The sequence below is a fragment of the Caballeronia sp. BR00000012568055 genome (genome assembly GCF_029439455.1).
In the GTDB taxonomy this organism is placed as follows: Bacteria; Pseudomonadota; Gammaproteobacteria; order Burkholderiales; family Burkholderiaceae; genus Caballeronia.
The window spans coordinates 25,912-48,029 of record NZ_JAQFVG010000306.1; the positions used below are offsets into that span (position 1 = coordinate 25,912).

General features: G+C 60.4%; 22 protein-coding genes. 14 read left to right on the forward strand and 8 right to left on the reverse strand.

Annotation, left to right across the window (positions count from 1 at the left end; translation table 11 throughout):
- Positions 1-22: 22 nt before the first annotated feature.
- The 10 genes from alaS (at position 23) to P7F28_RS21055 (ending at position 8,805) form a co-directional block, all read left to right on the forward strand.
- Positions 23-2,647, forward strand: coding sequence for an alanine--tRNA ligase (gene alaS, locus P7F28_RS21010; protein ID WP_277186514.1), 2,625 nt, complete (start codon positions 23-25; stop codon positions 2,645-2,647).
- Between the two features lie 133 nt (positions 2,648-2,780).
- A complete protein-coding gene (locus P7F28_RS21015) occupies positions 2,781-3,017 on the forward strand; it encodes a hypothetical protein (RefSeq protein WP_277186515.1) in 237 nt (78 codons plus the stop codon).
- 137 nt (positions 3,018-3,154) lie between these two features.
- Positions 3,155-4,213, forward strand: a complete 1,059-nt coding sequence (locus P7F28_RS21020; RefSeq protein ID WP_277186516.1) for a low specificity L-threonine aldolase — start codon at positions 3,155-3,157, stop codon at positions 4,211-4,213.
- Positions 4,214-4,221: 8 nt separating this feature from the next.
- Positions 4,222-4,659, forward strand: coding sequence for a thioesterase family protein (locus P7F28_RS21025; RefSeq protein ID WP_277186517.1), 438 nt, complete (start codon positions 4,222-4,224; stop codon positions 4,657-4,659).
- A gap of 70 nt (positions 4,660-4,729) precedes the next feature.
- Complete coding sequence (locus P7F28_RS21030) at positions 4,730-5,611, forward strand: branched-chain amino acid ABC transporter permease (protein ID WP_277186536.1); 882 nt, start codon at positions 4,730-4,732, stop codon at positions 5,609-5,611.
- On the forward strand, positions 5,604-6,650 hold the full coding sequence (locus P7F28_RS21035; RefSeq protein WP_277186518.1) for a branched-chain amino acid ABC transporter permease: 1,047 nt from the start codon (positions 5,604-5,606) through the stop codon (positions 6,648-6,650). The genes P7F28_RS21030 and P7F28_RS21035 overlap by 8 nt, the downstream gene beginning before the upstream one ends.
- Positions 6,647-7,384, forward strand: a complete 738-nt coding sequence (locus P7F28_RS21040; RefSeq protein ID WP_277186519.1) for an ABC transporter ATP-binding protein — start codon at positions 6,647-6,649, stop codon at positions 7,382-7,384. Before P7F28_RS21035 ends, P7F28_RS21040 begins: the two co-directional genes overlap by 4 nt.
- Entirely contained in the window at positions 7,381-8,097 is a 717-nt protein-coding gene (locus P7F28_RS21045) for an ABC transporter ATP-binding protein (protein ID WP_277186520.1), read from the forward strand. Before P7F28_RS21040 ends, P7F28_RS21045 begins: the two co-directional genes overlap by 4 nt.
- A 43-nt stretch (positions 8,098-8,140) precedes the next feature.
- Positions 8,141-8,389, forward strand: coding sequence for a plasmid stabilization protein (locus P7F28_RS21050; protein ID WP_277186521.1), 249 nt, complete (start codon positions 8,141-8,143; stop codon positions 8,387-8,389).
- The gene (locus tag P7F28_RS21055; protein ID WP_277186522.1) at positions 8,386-8,805 is read left to right on the forward strand and encodes a type II toxin-antitoxin system VapC family toxin; all 420 of its coding nucleotides are present in this window, start codon (positions 8,386-8,388) and stop codon (positions 8,803-8,805) included. Before P7F28_RS21050 ends, P7F28_RS21055 begins: the two co-directional genes overlap by 4 nt.
- 34 nt (positions 8,806-8,839) lie before the next feature.
- Here the strand turns inward: P7F28_RS21055 and iolB are convergent, their stop codons facing one another.
- The 7 genes from iolB to P7F28_RS21090 form a co-directional block, all read right to left on the reverse strand.
- A complete protein-coding gene (gene iolB / locus P7F28_RS21060) occupies positions 8,840-9,646 on the reverse strand; it encodes a 5-deoxy-glucuronate isomerase (RefSeq protein ID WP_277186523.1) in 807 nt (268 codons plus the stop codon).
- Positions 9,643-10,545, reverse strand: coding sequence for a myo-inosose-2 dehydratase (iolE, locus tag P7F28_RS21065; protein WP_277186524.1), 903 nt, complete (start codon positions 10,543-10,545; stop codon positions 9,643-9,645). The genes iolB and iolE overlap by 4 nt, the downstream gene beginning before the upstream one ends.
- Before the next feature lie 9 nt (positions 10,546-10,554).
- The gene (iolD, locus tag P7F28_RS21070; protein WP_277186525.1) at positions 10,555-12,435 is read right to left on the reverse strand and encodes a 3D-(3,5/4)-trihydroxycyclohexane-1,2-dione acylhydrolase (decyclizing); all 1,881 of its coding nucleotides are present in this window, start codon (positions 12,433-12,435) and stop codon (positions 10,555-10,557) included.
- Positions 12,432-14,429, reverse strand: coding sequence for a 5-dehydro-2-deoxygluconokinase (gene iolC, locus P7F28_RS21075; protein ID WP_277186526.1), 1,998 nt, complete (start codon positions 14,427-14,429; stop codon positions 12,432-12,434). The genes iolD and iolC overlap by 4 nt, the downstream gene beginning before the upstream one ends.
- Positions 14,430-14,440: 11 nt before the next feature.
- On the reverse strand, positions 14,441-15,226 hold the full coding sequence (locus tag P7F28_RS21080) for an ATP-binding cassette domain-containing protein (protein ID WP_277186527.1): 786 nt from the start codon (positions 15,224-15,226) through the stop codon (positions 14,441-14,443).
- A gap of 22 nt (positions 15,227-15,248) precedes the next feature.
- Entirely contained in the window at positions 15,249-16,412 is a 1,164-nt protein-coding gene (locus tag P7F28_RS21085) for an ABC transporter permease (RefSeq protein ID WP_277186528.1), read from the reverse strand.
- Between the two features lie 157 nt (positions 16,413-16,569).
- Positions 16,570-17,622, reverse strand: coding sequence for a sugar ABC transporter substrate-binding protein (locus tag P7F28_RS21090; RefSeq protein WP_277186529.1), 1,053 nt, complete (start codon positions 17,620-17,622; stop codon positions 16,570-16,572).
- 222 nt (positions 17,623-17,844) lie between these two features.
- On the opposite strand from P7F28_RS21090, the gene P7F28_RS21095 reads away from it, so the two are divergent.
- The 4 genes from P7F28_RS21095 to P7F28_RS21110 all read left to right on the forward strand — a co-directional run bounded on the left by P7F28_RS21095 (position 17,845) and on the right by P7F28_RS21110 (position 21,043).
- On the forward strand, positions 17,845-18,723 hold the full coding sequence (locus tag P7F28_RS21095) for a MurR/RpiR family transcriptional regulator (RefSeq protein ID WP_277186530.1): 879 nt from the start codon (positions 17,845-17,847) through the stop codon (positions 18,721-18,723).
- Positions 18,713-19,717, forward strand: coding sequence for an inositol 2-dehydrogenase (iolG, locus tag P7F28_RS21100; protein ID WP_277186531.1), 1,005 nt, complete (start codon positions 18,713-18,715; stop codon positions 19,715-19,717). Before P7F28_RS21095 ends, iolG begins: the two co-directional genes overlap by 11 nt.
- Positions 19,714-20,730 (forward strand): Gfo/Idh/MocA family oxidoreductase, encoded by a 1,017-nt coding sequence (locus tag P7F28_RS21105; RefSeq protein ID WP_277186532.1) that lies wholly within the window; start codon positions 19,714-19,716, stop codon positions 20,728-20,730. The genes iolG and P7F28_RS21105 overlap by 4 nt, the downstream gene beginning before the upstream one ends.
- Before the next feature lie 85 nt (positions 20,731-20,815).
- On the forward strand, positions 20,816-21,043 hold the full coding sequence (locus tag P7F28_RS21110) for a sulfurtransferase TusA family protein (RefSeq protein ID WP_277186533.1): 228 nt from the start codon (positions 20,816-20,818) through the stop codon (positions 21,041-21,043).
- Between the two features lie 68 nt (positions 21,044-21,111).
- On the opposite strand, the gene galU is transcribed toward P7F28_RS21110, so the two are convergent.
- Entirely contained in the window at positions 21,112-21,993 is an 882-nt protein-coding gene (galU, locus tag P7F28_RS21115; RefSeq protein WP_277186534.1) for a UTP--glucose-1-phosphate uridylyltransferase GalU, read from the reverse strand.
- Positions 21,994-22,118 lie beyond the last annotated feature (125 nt).

The window sequence follows — 22,118 nt, forward strand, 5'->3', positions numbered from 1 at the left end:
AACCGCAGAAGCCCCGTACGCCATGAAAGCCGCCGAAATACGCGAGAAATTCCTGAAGTTTTTCGAATCGAAGGGCCATACGATCGTCCGTTCGTCGAGCCTCGTGCCCGGCAACGATCCGACGCTGCTCTTCACCAACTCGGGCATGGTCCAGTTCAAGGACGTGTTCCTGGGCAGCGAGTCGCGTCCGTACAAGCGGGCGACCACCGCGCAGCGCAGCGTGCGCGCGGGCGGCAAGCACAACGATCTGGAGAACGTCGGTTATACCGCGCGGCATCACACGTTCTTCGAGATGCTCGGCAACTTCTCGTTCGGCGATTATTTCAAGCGCGACGCCATCCACTATTGCTGGGAGCTGTTGACCAAGGTCTACATGCTGCCGGCCGACAAGCTCACCGTCACCGTCTACAAGGAAGACGACGAAGCCTTCGACATCTGGGCGAAGGAAATCGGCGTGCCGGTCGAGCGCATCATCCGCATTGGCGACAACAAGGGTGCGCCGTACGCATCGGATAATTTCTGGCAAATGGCCGATACCGGCCCGTGCGGTCCGTGCTCCGAAGTGTTCTACGACCACGGCCCGGAAATCTGGGGCGGCCCGCCGGGATCGCCTGAAGAAGACGGCGACCGTTTTATCGAGATCTGGAATCTCGTGTTCATGCAGTTCAATCGCGACGCGCAGGGCAATATGACGCCGCTGCCCAAGCAGTGCGTCGATACCGGCATGGGCCTGGAACGTCTCGCCGCCGTGCTTCAGCATGTGCACAGCAACTACGAGATCGATCTGTTCCAGACGCTGATCAAGGCTGCATCGCGCGAAACGAAGACGGCGGATCTGGAAAACAACTCGCTGAAGGTGATTGCTGACCACATTCGCGCGTGCTCGTTCCTGATCGTCGATGGCGTGATTCCCGGCAACGAAGGCCGCGGCTACGTGCTGCGCCGGATCGTGCGCCGCGCGATTCGTCATGGCTACAAACTCGGCCAGAAAAGCGCGTTCTTCCACAAGCTGGTGGCGGACCTCGTCGCCGAAATGGGCGCGGCTTATCCCGAACTCGCCGATGCACAACAACGCGTCACCGACGTGCTGCGTCAGGAAGAGGAGCGCTTCTTCGAGACGATCGAACACGGCATGTCGATTCTCGAAGGCGAACTCGCCGATCTCGACAAGAAGGGCGTCAAGCAACTCGACGGCGAACTCGCGTTCAAGCTGCACGACACCTATGGCTTCCCGCTCGATCTGACCGCCGACGTGTGCCGCGAACGCGGCGTGACCGTCGATGAACCCGCTTTCGACGACGCCATGGCGCGCCAGCGCGACCAGGCGCGCGCGGCGGGCAAGTTCAAGCTCGCGGCCGGCCTCGAATATTCGGGCGCGAAGTCGACCTTCCACGGCTACGAAAAGGAAATTTTCGACGACGCGAAGATTCTCGCGATCTACGTCGAAGGCGCATCGGTGAACGAAGCGAAGGACGGTCAGCAAGCCGTCGTCGTGCTGGATCACACGCCGTTCTACGCGGAATCGGGCGGTCAGGTCGGCGATCAGGGCGTGCTGGCGAACGCATCGACACGCTTCGCCGTGACGGACACGCTCAAAGTGCAGGCCGATGTCGTCGGTCATCACGGCACGGTGCAACAAGGCACGCTCAAGGTCGGCGATGTCGTGAAGGCGGAAATCGACGCCGTGCGCCGCGGCCGCACCGCGCGCAATCACTCGGCCACGCATTTGATGCACAAAGCTTTGCGCGAAGTGCTCGGCGGCCACGTGCAGCAAAAAGGCTCGCTCGTCGATGCCGATAAAACCCGCTTCGACTTCGCCCACAACGCACCGATGACGGACGACGAAATCCGTCGTGTCGAGCAGATCGTGAATAACGAGATCATCGCGAACGCGCCGGGCGTGGTCCGCGTGATGGCTTATGACGACGCGGTGAAGGGCGGCGCGATGGCGCTGTTCGGCGAAAAGTACGGCGATACCGTGCGCGTGCTCGATCTCGGGTTCTCGCGCGAACTCTGCGGCGGCACGCACGTGCAGCGCACCGGCGATATCGGCTTCTTCAAGATCGTGATGGAAGGCGGCGTGGCGGCGGGCATTCGCCGTGTCGAAGCTATCACGGGCGACAACGCCGTGCGTTACGTGCAGGAATTGGATCAGCGCATCAATGCGGCGGCGGGCGTGCTGAAGGCGCAGCCTGCGGAACTGACGCAGCGTATCGCGCAGGTTCAGGAGCATGTGAAGTCGCTGGAGAAGGAACTGAGCGCGCTCAAGTCCAAACTCGCCGCGAATCAGGGCGATGAACTCGTCTCGCAAGCCGTCGATATCGCGGGCGTGCACGTGCTTGCCGCGCAACTCGAAGGCGCGGACGTGAAGACGCTGCGCGAAACTGTCGATAAGCTGAAGGACAAGCTCAAGAGCGCGGCCATCGTCCTCGCTTCCGTCGATGGCGGCAAGGTCAGTCTGATCGCGGGCGTGACGCCGGATGCATCGAAAAAGGTGAAGGCGGGCGAACTGGTCAACTTCGTCGCGCAGCAGGTCGGCGGCAAGGGCGGCGGCCGTCCGGATATGGCGCAGGCAGGCGGCACGGAGCCGGCGAATCTTCCGGCAGCGCTGGCGGGCGTGACGGGCTGGGTGCAGCAGCAGCTCTAAAACGCTTCGTTAAAACTTGAAAATAAGAACGGCTCGGTCGAAAAAACCGGGCCGTTTTTTATTACAACGCTTTCAGGCACATCGCGTGCAACGTTCTTCCCGTTTTCATTTCAACAACCAAGGGAGACGAACGATGAATCGCAAATTCATGTCGATTGCATTGACGGCGGCGCTGCTGGCAGCAACGGGCGCGGCTCAGGCGAAGGGCTGTATCGAAGGGGCGGCGGTCGGCGGCGTGGCGGGCCACGTGGCGGGCAAGCACGGCACGGCAGGCGCGGTGGGTGGCTGCGCCATCGGCCATCACGAAGCCAGCAAGAAGGAAAAGAAGGCGCAGGAAGCCAACGCGGCCAGCGCGCCGAGCGGGAAGTAACCGCAACCAAGCGTCGATGCCCGTCGTGAAAGCGGCGGGCATCGAATCGTCGAATCATTGAAGGTGCGGGAAAGCCTTGGCGGCTGAGAAAAAAACTAGAATAGGCGACTTGTTCCGAAGCACAGAGCACTCGCCCAATGACCGCTGCCCAAGAATCCGAACACTTCGCCTCCGATAACTACGCAGGCATCTGCCCCGAAGCGCTTCAGGCGCTGATCGAGTCCAACACCAGCGGCCACGAACCCGCCTACGGCGACGACTCGTGGACGCAAAAAGTCTGCGACCGCATCCGCGATCTGTTTCAGACGGATTGCGAAGTCTTCTTCGTGTTCAATGGCACGGCGGCGAATTCGCTGGCGTTGGCATCGCTATGTCAGTCTTACCATTCGGTGATTTGCCACGAACTCGCGCATATCGAAACCGATGAATGCGGCGGGCCGGAGTTTTTTTCGGGCGGCTCGAAGCTGCTGACGGCGAAGGGCGAGAACGGAAAACTCACGCCGGACGCGATCGAAGAACTCGTCACCAAGCGTGCGGATATTCATTATCCGAAGCCGAAGGTCGTGTCGCTGACGCAATCGACGGAAGTGGGCAGCGTGTACACCGTCGAGGAAATCCGCGCGATTGCCGCGATTGCCAAGCGCAGGCATCTGAAAGTGCATATGGATGGCGCGCGCTTCGCGAACGCGGTCGCGGCGCTGAACGTGCATCCGTCGGAAATCACGTGGCGCGCGGGCGTCGATGTGCTGTGTTTCGGTGGCACGAAAAACGGCTTGCCGGTGGGCGAAGCCGTCGTGTTCTTCGACAAGGCGCTTGCCACCGACTTTGCCTATCGCCTGAAGCAGGCGGGTCAGCTTGCATCGAAAATGCGCTTTATTTCCGCGCCCTGGCTCGGCTTGCTCGATGGCGATGTCTGGCTGCGCAACGCGCGTCACGCCAACGCGATGGCGCAATTGATGGCCTCACGCCTTGTCGATATCCCCGGCGTTTCGCTGCTGTTCAAGCCCGAATCGAACGCGGTGTTCGCGGAATTGCCCGCGCACGCGGCGGCCTCGCTCAGAGCGAAAGGCTGGCGCTTCTATCAGTTCATCGGCTCGGGCGGATGCCGGTTCATGTGCTCGTGGGACACGAAGCGGACAACCGTCGAACGCTTCACCGATGAAGTCCGCGCGCTCTGCGTGCCGAAGCCCATCTGACCATCACGATGACCAAGCCCACTCCGACCACGCGCGCCGACTACGCGCATTTCCTTTCGATCAGCACGCGCTGGGCCGATAACGATGTCTACGGCCATATCAACAATGTCGTCTATTACAGCTATTTCGATACGGTCGTGAACGAGTATCTGCTGCGCGCGGGCGTGCTCGATTTCACCGAAGGGCAGACCATCGGACTGGTGGTGGAAACGCGCTGCAATTACTTCGCGCCGATCGTGTTTCCCGATCGAATCGATGCGGGTTTGCGCGTGGAAAAGCTCGGCAACACGAGCGTGCGCTACGAAGTGGCGATCTTCGCGGAAGGCTCGGATCAGGCCGCTGCGCAAGGGCATTTCGTGCATGTGTATGTGGATCGCGAGTCGCGTCGTCCGGTGGCGCTGCCCGCGCCGCTCGTCGATGCGCTGAAGCGGCTCATCATCGGCTGAGGGCGGCGTCTTGCTTCAGTGGTTCTGCGTGAATCTGCTCAATGGCGTGAGCATCGGCTTGCTGCTTTTTATGTTGTCGGCAGGACTCACGCTGATCTTTTCGATGCTCGGCGTGCTCAACTTCGCGCATGCGAGCTTCTATATGCTCGGCGCGTATGTTGCTCAGGCGCTTGCAGCTTACGCGGGCTTCTGGGTCGCGTTGATCGTCGCGCCCTTGATCGTCGGACTCACCGGCGCGTTGTTCGAACGCAGCTTGCTCAGACGCGTGCACGCGCGTGGCGCGCTCGCGGAATTGCTGCTGACGTTCGGCGCGGCTATCGTGATTGGCGAGGGCGTCAAGCTCGTCTGGGGACTTAGGTCCTTACCCGCCGCAATGCCTTCCGTGCTCGATGGCCCGTTGTTCACGCTGTACGGCGCGGCGTTTCCGCGTTATCGCGCGTTCATGATGCTGGTTGCCGTGCTCATGCTCGGCGCGCTGTTTCTCGTGCTGCGCTTCTCGAAAACGGGGCTGATCGTGCGCGCGGCGCTGACGCATCCGCATATTGTCGAGACGCTTGGGCATGACGTGCCGCGCGTCTTTTCGATGGTGTTCGCCGCAGGCACCGCGCTCGCCGCGCTGGCGGGCGTGATCGGCGCGCCGCTCGCCGTCATCGAACCCGGCATGGCCGACGCGATGGGGCCGATCGTGTTCGTGGTCGTGGTGATCGGCGGGATCGGATCGTTGTCGGGTGCGCTGGTGGCTTCGCTGTTGATCGGTTGCGTGCAGACGTTTGCGGTCGGCGCGACGGCATCGGCGGGAAGCGTTGCTTCGATGTTCGGCATGACGTTGCCGCCTGCATGGGCCGCCTTGACGGTCACGCAACTTGCGCCTGTCTTGCCGTATCTGCTCCTCGTCGCGATGCTCGCCACACGCCCGCGCGGACTGCTGGGCGAGCGCACGCCCGATGCTTAAGTTCATCGCCTTGATCGCGGCGCTTGCCTTGCCGCCTTTGTTCTTCGATCAGTCGTGGCTGCTCGCCTATCTCGCGCAGACGGCGACGCTTATCGTGTTCGCGCTGTCGTATAACCTGCTGCTCGGCGAGACTGGTTTGCTGTCGTTCGGGCACGCGGTTTATTCGGGACTCGGCGCGTTCGCCGCCGCGCACGTGTTCAATCGATACGGCGTGCCCTTGCCCTTGTTGCCAATGATCGGCGGCATCGCGGCGCTGCTTGCCGCCGTGCTCCTCGGCGCGATCTCGACGCAACGCGGCGGCACCACTTTCGCGATGATCACGCTCGGCATCGGCGAACTCGTGGCGGCGAGCGTGTGGCTCGTGCCGGGATGGTTCGGCGGCGAGGGCGGCGTGACCATCGATCGCGCCAGCGGGCCGATGCTGTTCGCGTGGACCTTCGGGCCGTTGCGCGAAGCGTATGCGCTGATCGCGTGCTGGTGCGTCGTATCGTGCCTGGCGATGTTCGCCGTTTCACGCACGCCGATGTGCCGTCTCGCCAACGCCGTGCGCGACAACCCGGCGCGCGCCGCCGCGATCGGTTTCGCACCGCGACGCGTGCGCTTCACGATGCTCTGCGTGTCGGCGTTTTTCGCGGGCATTGCGGGCGTGTTGTCGCTGGTGAATGTGGAATTGGTGTCGTCGGAAAGCGTGGGCCTTGCACGTTCGACGAGCGCGTTGGTCGCGACGGTGATCGGCGGCGCGGGATCGTTTTTCGGGCCGGTGATCGGCGCGGTGATGCTGACGTTCTTCAGCACGGCGGTCGCGAGCGTGTCCGCCGCATGGCCGATGTATCTCGGCTTGTTCTTCGTATGGGTCGTGGTGGCGTCGCCTTCGGGATTGTTTGCGCGCAAGAACGTGTTGAAGAGCGTGGCGATAAGCGTGCTTGCCGTTGTTATCGTCGAAACGCTTTACGGGCGAGTGTTGCCTTACGGCGCGTGGTTTATCGCGCTGGGTTGCGCGCTGTTTCTCGCGTGGCATCGGACGAGGCGGGCGATATGAACGGCGCGCTCGAATTACGCTGTATAACTAAGCGTTTTGGAGCGACGCAGATTTTGCGCGGCGTCGATTTGCGCGTGGAAGCGGGCGAACGTCATGCGTTGATCGGACCGAACGGCGCGGGCAAATCGACGCTGTTCGATCTGATCTCGGGACGCGCGCGGCCAAACGAAGGGCGCATTTTTGCGCAGGGCATCGATATCACTGGCAAGCCGCCGCAGCGCGTGAGCCGCGTGCTCGCGCGCAGTTTTCAGACGACGAGCGTATTCGGTGGATTATCCGTGCTCGATAACCTGCGATGCGCGGTTTTGGGCGCATCGTCGTCGCGCGTGATAGACCGATGGTTCGCATCACGAACGATCGAGCGCAAGGCCCGCGCCATGCTCGATGCCATCGGCCTCACGGACCGCGCCGACGAACCCGCTGCGCGTCTCACGTACGCCGAGCAACGCGCGCTCGATCTCGGCCTCGCGCTCGCCACCGATGCGCCTTTGATCTTGCTCGATGAGCCCACGGCCGGCATGAATCGCGCGGAAAGCATACGTGCGTTGGCGCTGATCCGCGAGACGACGCGGGATCGTACGCTGCTGGTGATCGAACACGATATGGACGCGGTATTCGGTCTTGCGGATCGCATTTCCGTGCTCGTGCAAGGCCGCATCATCGCTACCGATACGCCAGACGCGATTCGCGCGAATCGCGATGTGCAGGAAGCTTATCTTGGAGCGACGCAATGAGCGAACTGCTGCGCATCCGCGATTTGCGCGCATGGTATGGCGACGCGCAAGTGCTGCACGGCGTGAATTTATCGATCGATGAAGGCGAGGCGGTCGCGTTGATCGGACGCAATGGATCGGGACGTTCGACGCTTGCAAAAGCCATCATGGGACTCGTGCGATGCGACGGCGAAATGCGATATCGCGGCACGTCTTTGATCGGATTGCGACCGTTCGAGGTTGCGCGCAAAGGCATCGGTTACGTGCCCGAAACGCGCGATGTTTTCCCGACATTGAGCGTGCGCGAGAATTTGCTGCTCGGCGAAAGGAAGGGAACGCGCTTTACCGTCGATGAGGCTTATCGCTTGTTTCCGGTGCTTGAGGAACGCGCATCGGTGAAAGCGGGTGCGTTGTCCGGCGGCGAACAGCAAATGCTGACGCTGGCGCGCACGTTGATGGGCGATCCTGCGTTCGTTGTTATCGATGAACCGGGAGAAGGACTTGCGCCGCGCGTGGTCGAGCAAGTGGGCGCGTGTCTCAAGACGCTGCGCAAACGCGGAATCGCGATTCTGTTGATGGAAGAACGCATGACGATCGCGCGCATGCTGAATGCGCGCGTCGCAGTGATGGGGCGCGGGGAAGTGCGGTTCGATGGGGCGATTGAGGCGCTGGCGCACGAGGCGCAAACTATTGGGGATTGGCTGACAATCGGGGCACTCGAAATTTCGCGGTAACATGCCAGTCAAAGTTCGATTGACTGATTAAACGGAGGTCCGCATGACAGCCATGACCATTCCAGATATCGACGAGCAACTTGAAACGCGCCTGCGCAAACTGGCGGCGCAACACGGTCGCTCGATGGAAGACGAAGCGCGCGATATCCTGCGTGCTGCGTTATCGACTGAGCCGGTAGGCGGAAAATCACTGGTCGATTCGATCCGTAGCCGCATCGTGCCGCTGGGCGGGGTCGATCTTGAATTGCCGCCACGCGATGGCATTCGCGAACCGAAGGACTTCGAAGAATGATCGTTCTTGATACGAATGTCCTGTCAGAAGTTCTGAAGCCGCAACCCGAACAACGCGTGCTGGATTGGTTCGCCGGTCAGTTACGCTCGTCGCTTTTCACGACTACCGTGACGCGTGGCGAAATTGCCTACGGCATTCGGATCATGCCGCAGGGCGCGCGCAGACAAAGCCTTTGGGTCGCCACTCAGTTCGTTTTCAATGAAGACTTTGCGGGCCGCGTCTTGAATTTCGATGGCGACGCGGCCGAACTCTACGCGCAAATCGCAGCATCGCGGCGCAGCATTGGAAAGCCGATCAGCCAATTTGATGCGATGATCGCAGCCGTCACGCGTTCACGCGGTGCGATTCTCGCCACGCGTAACGTAAAGGACTTCATCGACTGCGGTATCGAAATCGTCGATCCGTGGAACGCTTGAGCAAGGCGGGTGCGCGAAGTCACCCGCTAGTGCTTTAGACCTTACTATCCCGCTCCACGATCCACTCATGCTTTGGATCATTCTTGAAGTGCCACGTGCGCTTATCGCCCGCCATCACGTTGAGATAATAATTGTCGTACCCATAAGGCACGACCACCGGATGATACCCGCGCGGCACCATCACCACATCGTGATCTTCGACGGCCATCGTCTCGTCCAAATCACGCTCGTCGGTATAAACGCGCTGAAACGCAAAGCCTTGCGGCGGGTTCAATCGATGATAGTAAGTCTCTTCCAGTGAACTCTCGATTGGTACGTTATCCCGATCATGTTTATGCGGCGGATAGCTCGATGCGTGTCCGCCCGGCGTGCGCACTTCCACCACCAATAACGATTCCGCCGCCTCGGTCTGCGGAAGAATATCGCAGACGTAGCGCGTATTCGCGGCTTTGCCACGCGTCGAACGCTTCATCTGCGATGGCTCGATCAATCGTGGCGGATACACGCCTTTAGCGGGCGCGCTCGCCACGCCGATCTCCGCATCGCGATCCGCACGTACGATTGCCGCGAGTTTCGGCGGCACGTACACCGCATAAGGCGCGGAGTCTTCGAATACGCTGTCGCGCGAGCCGATCGCTTTCCAGTGCTCGTCGCCCGCTTCGATGCTCACCGTGCCCGTCAGCACCACGATGCAGCTCTCGCGATCTGCATCGTAGACATGAACGACATCGTCCGCATCGAGCCGATACGCAGCGAACCCCACATGCTTCCAGCCCGCGGAATCCGGCGTTACGCGCGCGATGGTCTGGCCTTCGCGCGATGCTTTCACCAGCAAAGTCATGCCGCCTCCTTATACGTTTTATCGACGAGCGCGCGCAGCGTTCGATAACCCTTATCCGCATACGCATAACTCGGCGCGATCACCGGGTCCTGTTCCGCTTCGACGACCAGCCAGCCTTCGTAATGATGCTTCGCCAGCAGCGCGATGATGCCCGGATAGTCGATGCAGCCATCGCCCGGCACGGTGAATGCGCCGTTGATGACCGCATCCAGAAAACTCCAGTTGCGATTGCGCGCGAGCTTTACGATCTCCGGACGTACGTCCTTGCAATGCACATGGCAGACGCGCGAAATATGCTTTTGCAGCACGCTCAAAGCATCGCCGCCGGCGAACGTGATGTGGCCTGCATCGAACAGGAGACCGACTGCATCGTTCGTTATGGACATCAAACGATCCACATCCGCAGGCGTTTCCACATACGCGCCCATATGATGATGGTACGCCAGACGCACGCCACGCGAGAGCGTGTATTCCGCGAATCGATTCAAACGATCGGCGTACTCGTTCCATTGCGCATCGGAAAAGAAGCGCGGACGTTGATAGAGCGGACGCGGCGAGCCTTGAATCGAATGCGCGACTTCGCCGTAGACCATCGCGGTTGCGCCGTTCTTCGCGAGCAGATCGAGATGCGGTCCAACCGCTTCGATCTCTTCCTCCGCGCTGCGCTCCGCAAGCCAGCCCGAATACCATCCCGACACCAACGCGAGATCGTATTGCGCGAGTAGCGTCTTCAAGGCCTGCGGTTCGCGCGGAAACTTGTTGCCGAGTTCGAAGCCTTCATAGCCGATCTTTTTGCCTTCCGTAAGCGCGGTAGACAACTCTGTCTCCCCGCCGAGCGATGGCAAGTCGTCGTTCATCCACGACAAAGGATTGATGCCGATGCGCACGTTCAATGCCATGTCTGATCCTTATCCGTTGTTGCGGTTTTTCACGGCGCTTTCGTAGGCCTCGCGCGCTTTCACGACCGACACCCGCTCCGATACTTCCGGCACCGCGACTTCCCACCACCAGCCGCCTTCTTCGGTCGGGCGCGCGGGATCGGTATCGATGGAAATGAGGTAGCTGCGATCGGCGGCGCGGGCGCGTTTCATCGCCGCTTCAAGTTCATCGATATTCGCGACATGCTCGGACAATGCGCCCATCGCGCGCGCGTGCATTGCGAAGTCGATATCGGGTGCGCCTTGCGGGCCCTGTTTCGAATCGGCGATAAGGTTGTTGAACGGCGCGCCGCCGCATGCCTGCTGCAATCGATTGATACAGCCGAAGCCGCGATTGTCGAGCAGCACGACGATCAGCTTCGCGCCCAGCATCACGGAGGTGGCAAGCTCGCTGTTCATCATCAGATAGCTGCCATCGCCTACGATTACGATCACTTCTTTTTCAGGCTTTGCGAGCTTCGCGCCGAGTCCGCCCGCAATCTCGTAACCCATGCACGAGTAACCGTATTCGACGTGATAGCCGCCCGTATCATTCGTACGCCAAAGCTTTTGCAAATCGGCGGGCAAGGTGCCGGCTGCACACACGACGATATCGTTCGATGCCGATTCCGGCGATGAACGCTGCACCGCGCCGATCACATCGGCTTCGCGTGGCAAGGTGTTATCGGCAAGCGGCGTGTTGGTCACGTGGGCGACGGTATCGCGCCAATCATTTGCCAGGCGATGCGCATGCGTCGTCCATTGCGGTGACGCTTTCCAGTCGCCTAACGCTTGCGACAGCGCTTCCAAAGCAAGCCCTGCATCGGCCTGAACGGCGTGGGCGTTGCGCTTCAATGCATCAAACGGATTGGCATTGATCGCGACGATGCGCGCCTGCGAAAACAGCGTGTTCGATCCGGTCGTGAAGTCCTGCAAACGCGTGCCGATCGCCAGCACGCAATCGCACGCCTGCGCAAGTTCATTCGCCGACGAACCACCCGTCACGCCGATACCACCGACGTTCAACGCATCATCCCATGCAAGTGCGCCTTTGCCTGCCTGCGTTTCCGCAACCGGTATGCCGTGCTTGTGCGCGAACGATTTCAAGGTATCCGAAGCAAGTCCGTACAGCACGCCGCCGCCGGAAATAATCATCGGTTCACGCGATTCGCGCAGCAACGCCGCCGCACGTTCGATTTCACGCGACACCGGCGCAGGCGCATGAAACTCCACCTCACGCGGCTCGAAGAACGAAGCAGGGTAGTCGTACGCCATCGCCTGCACGTCTTGCGGCAAGGCGAGCGTGACGGGACCGCATTGCGCGGCATCGGTGAGAATACGGACCGCGCGCGGCAGGGCGCTTAGCAATTGCGCCGGATGCACGATGCGATCGAAATAGCGCGACACGGCCTTCAACGCGTCATTCGCCGATAGACCGCCATCGTGCGCATCTTCGACTTGCTGCAGCACAGGATCGGGCGCGCGCGAGACGAAGATATCGCCCGGTAACAGCAGCACGGGCAACCGATTCACATGCGCCAGCGCCGCTGCCGTAACAAGATTCGTCGCACCCGGCCCAATCGATGTCGTCACCGCCATCATCCGCCGCCGCATATGCGCCTTCGCGAAAGCAATCGCGCTATGCGCCATCGCTTGTTCATTGTGCGCGCGATAAGTCGGCAATCCCTCTCGATGCCGATACAACGCCTCGCCAATCCCCGCGACATTGCCATGCCCGAAGATCGCGAACACGCCACCGAAAAGCGGCTCGCCGTGCGCGGTTTTCAAAGCCGCGAGATAGCGCACCAAAGCCTGCGCGGCGGTCAATCGAATGGTGGTACTCACAGCGTTTTCCGTTGCACGTTGATTCATGCCGCTTGCTCCTGTTTCACGCGACGATCCTGAACATGATCCGACGAAGCACGCGCATCGCGCCACGCATCGATCAGCGTTTCGAAGGTACGACGCACGCGCGCAATCAATTCCTTATCGTCGATTTCATTCGCAAGCCACGCACGACTCGGCTCATGAAAAATGGTGCGCCCGACCGTAAAACCGCGACATGTCTTCGATAAAGCCGCTGCCTTGAAGCCATCGCGCAACTGATCGACCGCTGCCGACAATCCCAGCAACACGACGCCACGGCAATACGGATCGCGTTCGGCGATCAGCGCATCGACCGATTGCCATTGCTTCGCGCTCATCGGTTCGAGCTTCCACCATTCCGGATAGATGCCAAGGTTATACAAGCGCTTCAACGCGCGATACACCGTGTCTTCTTCCACCGGCAAACCGTTCTTCGGCACGATCACTTCGAGCAGCAGTTCATTGCCGCTGGCCTGACATGCTTCGTAGAGCGAACGAATTTGCGCTTCCTGTTCCAGACGAAGTTCATGCGGATGATCGGGGTGATATTGCACCAGACACTTCGCTACTTGCTCGCGCGGCCATTCAGTCAGCGATGTACCGATCGAACGTCCGTGATCGAAGACGAGCGGCATGGAACCCGGCAACTCGACCGGGCGGCCGATCCACCAGCCGCGTCCCGTTGCTGCGTTCAGCGCGTCCTGACCATATCGATCATCGATCAATACGCCGATGCGGCCTTCGAGTTTCAACTCCTTTTCGGTCTGCGCGACGGCATCGACAAACAGGCTCTTTAGCGTAGAAATGCGCGTTTCGCTTGCACCCGTTTGCTGCGCGAGTTCGAACAACTGATTGCGATGATCGAACGCGAAACCAAGCACTTCATCCCATTGTTTGCGATTCGGACTCACGCGATGCAAGCGTGCAAGCGTCGCGTCCTTGTCGGGACGTCGCATGCGAACGGGGTCTTGTTTTGCGGCATCGAGAAAGTAATCGAGTTCGGCGGGCGTGGGCATCGCGGGCGCGCAGCCGTGTCGTGAGACGACGAGCGCGCCACTTGCATTGGCCGATCGCGCGCACGCTTCCAGCGATTCGTCGCGCAGCCAGCCGGAGAGGAAACCGGAGGCAAACGCATCGCCTGCGCCGAGCACGTTGAGCACTTCGACTTCGACGCCGCCATGGATCGGTGCATCGTCGATGGAAGCGGGAATCGGGCCTTCGATAATCGAACAGCCGAGCGGTCCGCGCTTGACGACCAGGGTTGCACTCGTCACTTTGCGGACCATCGCCAAGGCATCGACTAAACGATCCTTGCCGCCCGCAATGCGAAACTCTTCTTCCGTGCCGGTGACGAGGTCCATCAACGGCAGAATGCGCTGCAAATGCGCGGTCACGCCTTCATTGGCGACGAAGCGCGTTTCGCCATCCGCCTTGCCGGTAAGTCCCCACAACACGGGCCGATAGTCGATATCGAGAATCGTGCGCACGTTATTGCGGCGCGCATATTCGAGCGCGCGCCGGCTCGTGCGATTCACCTGCTCGGTCGAAAAGTGCGTACCCGTGATAAGTAGCGCCTTGGACGATGCGATATACGCCTCGTCGAAATCGGCTTCATCCACAGCCATATCCGCGCAATTCTCGCGATAGAACACGAGCGGAAACGTATCGCGATCTTCGAGGCCGAGCAGCACGAGCGCGGTGAGTCGTTCGTTATCCGTACGAACGTGGCTGATGTCGCAGCCTTCGCGTTCGAGCGTTTCCAGCAGAAAGCGCCCCATATGATCGTTACCGACGCGCGCGAGCATCGACGATTTCAAGCCCAGCCGCGCGCACCCGAACGCGATATTCGCGGACGACCCGCCCAGATACTTCGCAAATGTCGATACATCTTCCAGCCGCGCACCCACTTGCTGCGCGTACAAATCGACCGCGAGCCGCCCGAGACACACGATATCCAACGGGCGATCCGCTGCAAAACGAGAGTGATGTTGTTCTGCCATGACTTGGGTCCTCAGATCGTCGCGCCTTCGAGTTCGGTCATCATCTGCTGCATTTCGGCGCCACCGGCCATCATGTCGAGCACTTCGTTCTTGCTGATGGTGTCCTTGGTGTACGTGCCCATCGACTTGCCGCGATTGAGCAGCGTGAACGAATCGCCGATCGGGTAAGCGTGATGCACGTTGTGCGTGATGAAAATTACCGAGATGCCTTTTTCGCGCGCCTTATGAATCAGCTTGAGCACATTGAAGGATTGCTTGACGCCGAGCGCGGCAGTCGGCTCATCGAGAATCAACACGCGTGCGCCGAAATGGATCGCGCGGGCAATCGCGAGACATTGCTTTTCGCCGCCGGACATCGTGCCGATCGGCTGATGCGGATCGCGCACGTTGATGCCCATTTCCGCGAGCTTGGCGCGCGAGGTTTCGGCGGCGAGATCGAGGTCCATCACGCTGATGCCGAAGCGCTTCTTCTGCGGCTCGCGTCCCATGAAAAAGTTGCGCGCCACGGAGAGCAAAGGCACCAGCGCCAAATCCTGATACACGGTCGCAATGCCGAGATCGAGTGCTTCCTTGGGCGACTGAAAATGCACCGGCTTGCCATCGACGAGATATTCGCCGGAAGAGGGCGCGTGCACGCCTGCCAGCGTCTTGATGAGCGTGGATTTACCCGCGCCGTTATCGCCGAGCAGGCAATGCACTTCGCCGCGTTTGAGTCGCAACGTGACGCCGTTCAGCGCGATCACCTTGCCGAAGAATTTGCTGACGTTTTCAAGCGCGAGGATGTTGTCGTCGTTCATGTCGGTTCTCCTCTCATTGATCTCATTGAGCCTGCGAAACGCGACGGCGCACGTAGTGGTTGAACAGCACGGCAATCAGCAGCATCACGCCGAGGAACACGCGGAACCAGTCCGAACTCACGTTCGTATAAGTGATGCCGATCTGCACGACGCCGAAGATCAGTGCTCCGAAGCATGCGCCGACCACCGAACCGTAACCGCCCGTCAACAAGGTTCCGCCGATCACCGCCGCGATGATCGCTTCGAATTCCTTCTGCAAACCACGATCCGCCGCCGCCGAACCGATATCGCACACTTGCAGCACCGCAAACAGGCACGAGCAGAACGCGGTCAGCACGAACAGCGAAATCTTCACGCGACGCACCGGCACACCGACATTCTTCGCCGCATTCGCATCGCCGCCGACGGCGAGAATCCAGTTGCCGTAGCGCGTCTTGGCGAGCACGAATGCGCCGATCGCAGCCAGCACCAGCCACCAGATAATGACCTTCGGAATGCCCGGCACCAGCGGTTCACCGCTATCCAGCAATTTGCCGATACCCATATGCGCCAGCGACGCAAACAAGCCATGAAACGCGACGCCGTGAAACAGGAAGTCGGCGACCGGATCGGCCTGAGCGAGATCGCCCACGCCGGAAATGATGGTGCGGTCCGCGAACATGATCGACAGCGCCAGCGTCAGGCCGCGCAGAATAAACAGGAACGCGAGCGTCACGATGAACGAGGGCAGGCGCGTCTTCATCACCAGATAGCCGTTCAACGCGCCGAGCAGCATCGACATGACGAAAGCGAACAGGATGGCGATAGACAGCGGCCAATGCAGATAGACAGCAGGCAGCGCGACCATCATGCCCGCGAAACCGATCATCGAACCGATGGACAAGTCGAACTCACCGGCGATCATCAACAAGCACGCGCCGACCGCGAGCAGACCAAGATACGCGGCCACTTGCGACCAGTTCATCACGCCGTCGAGGTTGAACATGCCCGACGAACCTGCGCCGAAGCCGAACACGATGAACACCAGCACGGTGCCCGAAATTGCCGCGAATTCCGGTCGATTCAGCAAGTGGCCGAACCACGACTGACTGCGAACACGCTCGTCGGAAGGCTTCACCTTGTCGGGGGTTTCAGCGTTGTCCTGCTGATTCGCGTGAGGAGGGTAATGCTTTCCGGCTACGCCCATGATGGCTCCTTGAAACTCAAATCGGTTCGGTACGGATGCGCGCGCTCCCGCCGCGTCCGCGAACGGACGCAGCAAGCGCGAGGAACGTTTGATGAAAGCGGGCGGTTCTACAAACCTAATAAGTCAGAGCAACCGCCCGAAGAAGGTCACACGTCGATCAGCGATACTGACCGGCGTACTTCACGACCTTGTCGAGATTTTCTTTTGTGATAAAGCCCGGACCCGAACGAATGTTCTTCGGTCCGTACGACGGCGCGAGGCCATAGGTTTCCAGACGCGCCTTGAACTTCGGATTCGCTTCGAGAATCTGGCGGATCTTCGCGGGATCGGTGGTGTGTTCCTTGTGCACGATCGCCAGCACTGCCACCGGAATATAGCCTTGCAGATACGGCTGCTGATCGATCGCGAACTTGATCGTGCCGTCCTTGATCGCCTTGGCGATATCGTCGGAGAAGTCGAAGGTCACGAAATAGATCTTGTTTTGCAGGCCCATTTGCGTGACGGCCTTGAGCGTCGCCGAGGCAGGCGTCGGTCCGAGCGTCAGAATCGCGCCGGTATCCGGATGATTGCGCAGATACGCCGATACCTTCGATTGAATCTCCGTCGGGTCCTGTCCCGAATCGATCGTCGAGGCCTTGTAGTCGATGCCGAGTGCATCGGCAAAACCCTTGCATCGATCGAACGAAACGGTGTTGGTGGCGATGTGATTCACGCACAGGAAGGACTTGATGCCCGCAGCCTTCGCCTTCTTGCCGGCTTCGTTACCCGCCACATATTCCGGCTGGCCGATATGCATGATCGCGCCCAATTGCGCGCTCTGATCTTCGGTGCCGGAGTTGATCGTCACCAGCGGAATCTTCTTCGCGGTGACCTTGTTGATTGAACTCTTCAGTACGTCGAAGTCCGCGATGGTGGTGATGACGCCGTCGTAGTTGCGCGCCGCCGCCTGCTCGATCAGACGCGACATATCCGCGATATCGCCGTTGGGCGGATTGCGGTAATCGGTCTGCACGTTGAAGTCTTCATCGGCCTGCTTGATGGCGTTCTTGATCACGTTCCACCACGAATCCGAATCCGGCGCGTGGCTGATGAGCACGAACTTCGCATCCGGCGCCGCTTGCGCGGGACTCGCCGCCATCATCGCCGTGCTGCACAGGGCAGCCGCGGCCACCAGCGCACGCAGCGCGGCCCGACCGTTGCAAATGGTCATTGTCTCCACCTATCTCGGTTGTTGTTTGGTGTGATGTTTTCGCGAGCGCCGGGCTTGGGTAGCGCCGTGCTCAGGACCAAGAGTAGGTCAGTTTTCCACCGTCTGCAATAGAAATTTTACGCGTGCGAAGAATGGAAAATACATTCCAATTTGCCTGCGGCCTTCCTATAATCGGTTCCACGGCGTTCGTCTCTTCGAGCGCGCAAAGAGATGAGTGTTTACATGGATGACACCAGCACCGACGTCCAGAGCGTCGACGAACTCATGCAGCGCATCACCGATGCCTACGATTCACTGCCGCGCCAGCTGAAGAGCGTGGCGACGTATATCGAACAGCACCGGCCAAGTGTGATGATGGACCGCACCAGCGATATCGCGACCGCGTGCGGCGTGCATCCGTCGGCGGTGGTGCGCTTTGCGCAGCGTTTCGGCTTCTCGGGATTTTCGGACTTGCAGGCGGTGTTCCGGCAGGCGTACACGGGCGCGGGCGGATCGCCGCAGAGCTATCAGCAGCGCATCCGCAAATTGATCGACGAGAAAGCGGGCGATGCATCCGGCGTTTCGGTGGCGCGCGAGTTTATCGCCGCGAGCCGTACGGGACTCGATGAACTCGAAGCTGGTTTGGACGACGAACAATTCGAAGCCGCCGTCGAGATGCTTTCTCAGGCCGAGAACATCTACGTGATCGGCGTGCGCCGTTCGTTCGCGGTGGCGAGTTACATCGTCTATGCCTTGCAGCACACGCGCAAACGCGTGCATCTGATTTCGGGCTTCGGCGGCATGTTCCGCGAGCAGGTCCGCAGCGTGAAGAAGGGGGATGTGGTGGTGGCGATCAGCTTCGCGCCCTACGGCAAGGAGACGCAGTATTGCGTGCGCACTGCGCAGCATCACGGCGCGAACACCCTCGTCATTACCGATAGCCAGCTTTCGCCGCTCGCCCGACACGCGAGCGCCAGTTTGTTCGTGAAGGAGGGCAGCGCATTCGCGTTCCGTTCGCTCACGAGCACCATCTGCCTGTGCCAGGCGTTGTTTATCGCGCTCGCGTACCGGCTTGAATTGAACGTCGAAGAATCCAAGGAGACAGGTGGCTATGACGATTGATGTAGCGGTGTTTGGCGCGGGTCGGATCGGCAAGATACATGCAGCAAATCTGGCGCGGCAGCCGGGCGTGCGGCTGAAATACGTGGTCGATGTGAACCGTGACGCTGCGGCCGCGTTGGCCGCGTTGCACGGCGCGCAGGTGGCCGATGTCGATGGCGCAATGGGCGATGCTTCCGTCGGCGCGACCGTCGTATGTTCGAGCACGGATACGCATGCGGATTTGATCCTGGCATCGGCGGCGCAGAAGAAGCATGTGTTCTGCGAGAAGCCGGTGGATTTGACCATCGAACGAGCGCGCGCCTGTGCGGATGCGGTGGCTGCGGCGGGCGTGGTGTGCATGATCGGCTTTCAGCGGCGCTTTGATCCGACGTTCTCGGCGGTGAAGGCGCGTATCGATGCGGGCGAAGTGGGCGAGCCGGAAATGCTGATCGTGACCAGCCGCGATCCGGGCGCGCCGCCGGTGGAATACATCAAACATTCGGGCGGCATTTTCAAGGACATGCTGATCCACGACTTCGATATCTTCCGCTGGATTCTCGATGACGACGCCGACACGCTTCACGCCACCGGCAGTTGCCTCACTGATCCATTGATCGCCGAAGCGGGTGACGTCGATTCCACCGCAGTCACGATCCGCACGAAACGCGGACGCTTGTGCCAGATCAACACGACGCGGCGCGCGGCGTATGGCTACGATCAACGCTTCGAACTGCTTGGCAGTTTGGGGATGCTGCAAGCGGGCAATGTGCGGCCGACTGAAGTGACGTCCTATACGAAGCACGCGGTGTCGTCCGATGTGCCCGAAGCGTTCTTCCTCGAACGTTATCGCGCCGCGTACGCCGCTGAAATCGCCCATTTCTTCGATGCGGTCAATAACGGCAAGCCGGTGCGCACCACCGTCGCCGATGGTCTCAAGGCCTTGGAACTCGCCGAAGCGGCGACGGTATCGTGGAAAGAGAAGCGCATCGTGAAACTCGGGGAGAGCGCGGCATGAGCACGATTCGCTTCGGTCTGGTCGGATTGGGACGGCTCGGGCGTCGTCATGCCGAGAATCTCGCGTGGCATGTGCCGGGCGCGCGGCTCGTCGCGGCATGCAGTCCCGTCGCCGATGAACGCAATTGGGCGCGTGACAAGTTTCCCGAGTTGATTCTTCACGCCGAGTACGACGCGCTTTTAAAAGATCCTTCAGTCGATGCCGTGTGGCTCGTCACGCCCACGTCCTTGCACGCGCAACAGATCATCGCGGCCTTGCGCGCGGGCAAGCACGTCTTCTGCGAGAAGCCGCTATCGCTCGATCTCGCCGAATGCGATGCGGTGATCGAAGAGCACGCACGACATCCTCATCTGAAAGTGATGATCGGCTTCGTGCGCCGCTTCGACGCGAGCTATCGCGATGCCTTTGAGCAGACCACGTCCGGCGCGATCGGCCGGCCGTTCATGGTGCGCTCGCAAACCTGCGACAAGAACGACCCCGATGGCTTCTTCGTGCGATTCGCGCCGACATCGGGCGGGCTGTTTCTGGACTGCAGCGTGCACGATATCGATCTGGCGCGCTGGCTATTGGGCAATCCGCGCCCGAAGCGCGTGTACGCAAGCGGCACGATTGCGATCCACGAAGGCTTGCGCGAGTGCAATGACATCGACAACGGCGTGGGCATCGTCGAATTCGATGGCGGGCAACTTGCCGTGTTCTACGCGTCGCGCACGATGGCGCATGGCCACGATACGCAGACGGAAGTGATCGGCACGGCGGGCGCACTGAGCGTGGGGCGCAATCCGCGCGCGAATCGCGTGGAAATCGCGGATGAGCATGGCATGCGCAACGCGTGCACGCCGACGTTCTTCGAGCGTTTCGAGGATGCATTTCTGCGTGAGGCGCAGGCGTTCGTCGGTTTATTACGCGATGGCAAACCCACCGGCCTGACGCTCGACGATGCGCGGGAAGCGACGCGTATAGGGATCGCGATGCGGGAGGCGGTTCAGAGTGGGAGGGCGGTGGAGTTTTGAGGAAACGGGGTGCCTGCGTTCGGGGCGGACGCAGGCGTCCCTGCGCTAAAATCCCCCTTTCCCCAAAACACACCAGAAAAGCGCAATGGAGATTCACAAGGAAGTCGACGCACGCGGCCTGAATTGCCCGTTGCCGATTCTGCGGGCCAAGAAAGCGCTCGCCGACATGACCAGCGGCCAGATTCTGAAAGTGTTGGCGACCGATCCCGGTTCGCAGCGCGATTTCGCTGCGTTCGCCAAACAGACCGGCAACGAGATCGTCGAAGTGACGACACAGGACAAGGTGTTTACCTTCCTGATGCGCCGCCGATAAAAAAAGCCCGCCACGCTGAAAACGTGACGGGCTTTTTAACAACCGAAAAAACCGAAGCGCCGAAAAACTCAGCCTTCCAAAATCGGCGCGCGATTACGCAGATATTCTTCGAAGTCCTTCGCCACTTCCGGGTGACGCAGCGCGAATTCCACCGTCGCCTTCAGATAACCAAGCTTGCTGCCGCAATCGAAACGCGTGCCGTGATACTTGTATGCGAGAACCTGCTCATCCGACAGCAACGATTGAATCGCGTCCGTCAGTTGCAGTTCACCGCCTGCGCCCGGCTTCAACGCGCGGATGTGATCGAAAATACGCGGCTTCAGCACGTAACGGCCGACCACGCCCAGATTCGAAGGTGCCACCGCCGGTTCCGGCTTCTCAACGATGCCCGACAACTTGAAAATGTTGTCTTCCCATTCCTTACCATCGATCACGCCGTAGGACTTCGAGTCCTGTTGCGGAATCTCTTCGACGCCGATCACCGAGCTGTGATAGTGGTCGAACACTTCGATCATCTGCGACATGACCGGCGGCTTGCCGTACAGCAAATCGTCCGCGAGGATCACGGCGAACGGGTTGTCGCCCACGAGCTTTTCCGCGCACAGCACGGCGTGACCGAGACCGAGCGCTTCGGCCTGACGCACGTAGAAGCAGTCCACGTGACTCGGCTTGATGCTGCGCACGAGGTCGAGCAGCTTGTCCTTGCCGCGCGCTTCGAGCTCGGCTTCGATCTCATAGGACTTGTCGAAGTGATCTTCGATCGCGCGTTTGCTGCGGCCCGTTACGAAGATCATTTCGGTGATGCCGGCAGCCATCGCTTCTTCCACCGCGTACTGAATCAGCGGCTTGTCCACGACTGGCAGCATTTCCTTCGGGCTGGCCTTGGTCGCGGGAAGGAACCGCGTGCCCAGGCCAGCGACGGGGAATACCGCTTTGGTAACTTTTAGCATGTGTAACCCTGATCCTCTTAATCGTTTAAAACATCGAGCCAATGGAGGTGAAATGCGGGTACTGCGTGAACCGTGATCGTCCGCGAAATATTTCGAACCCCCAAATCAAGCAGGCAGTCGCAATA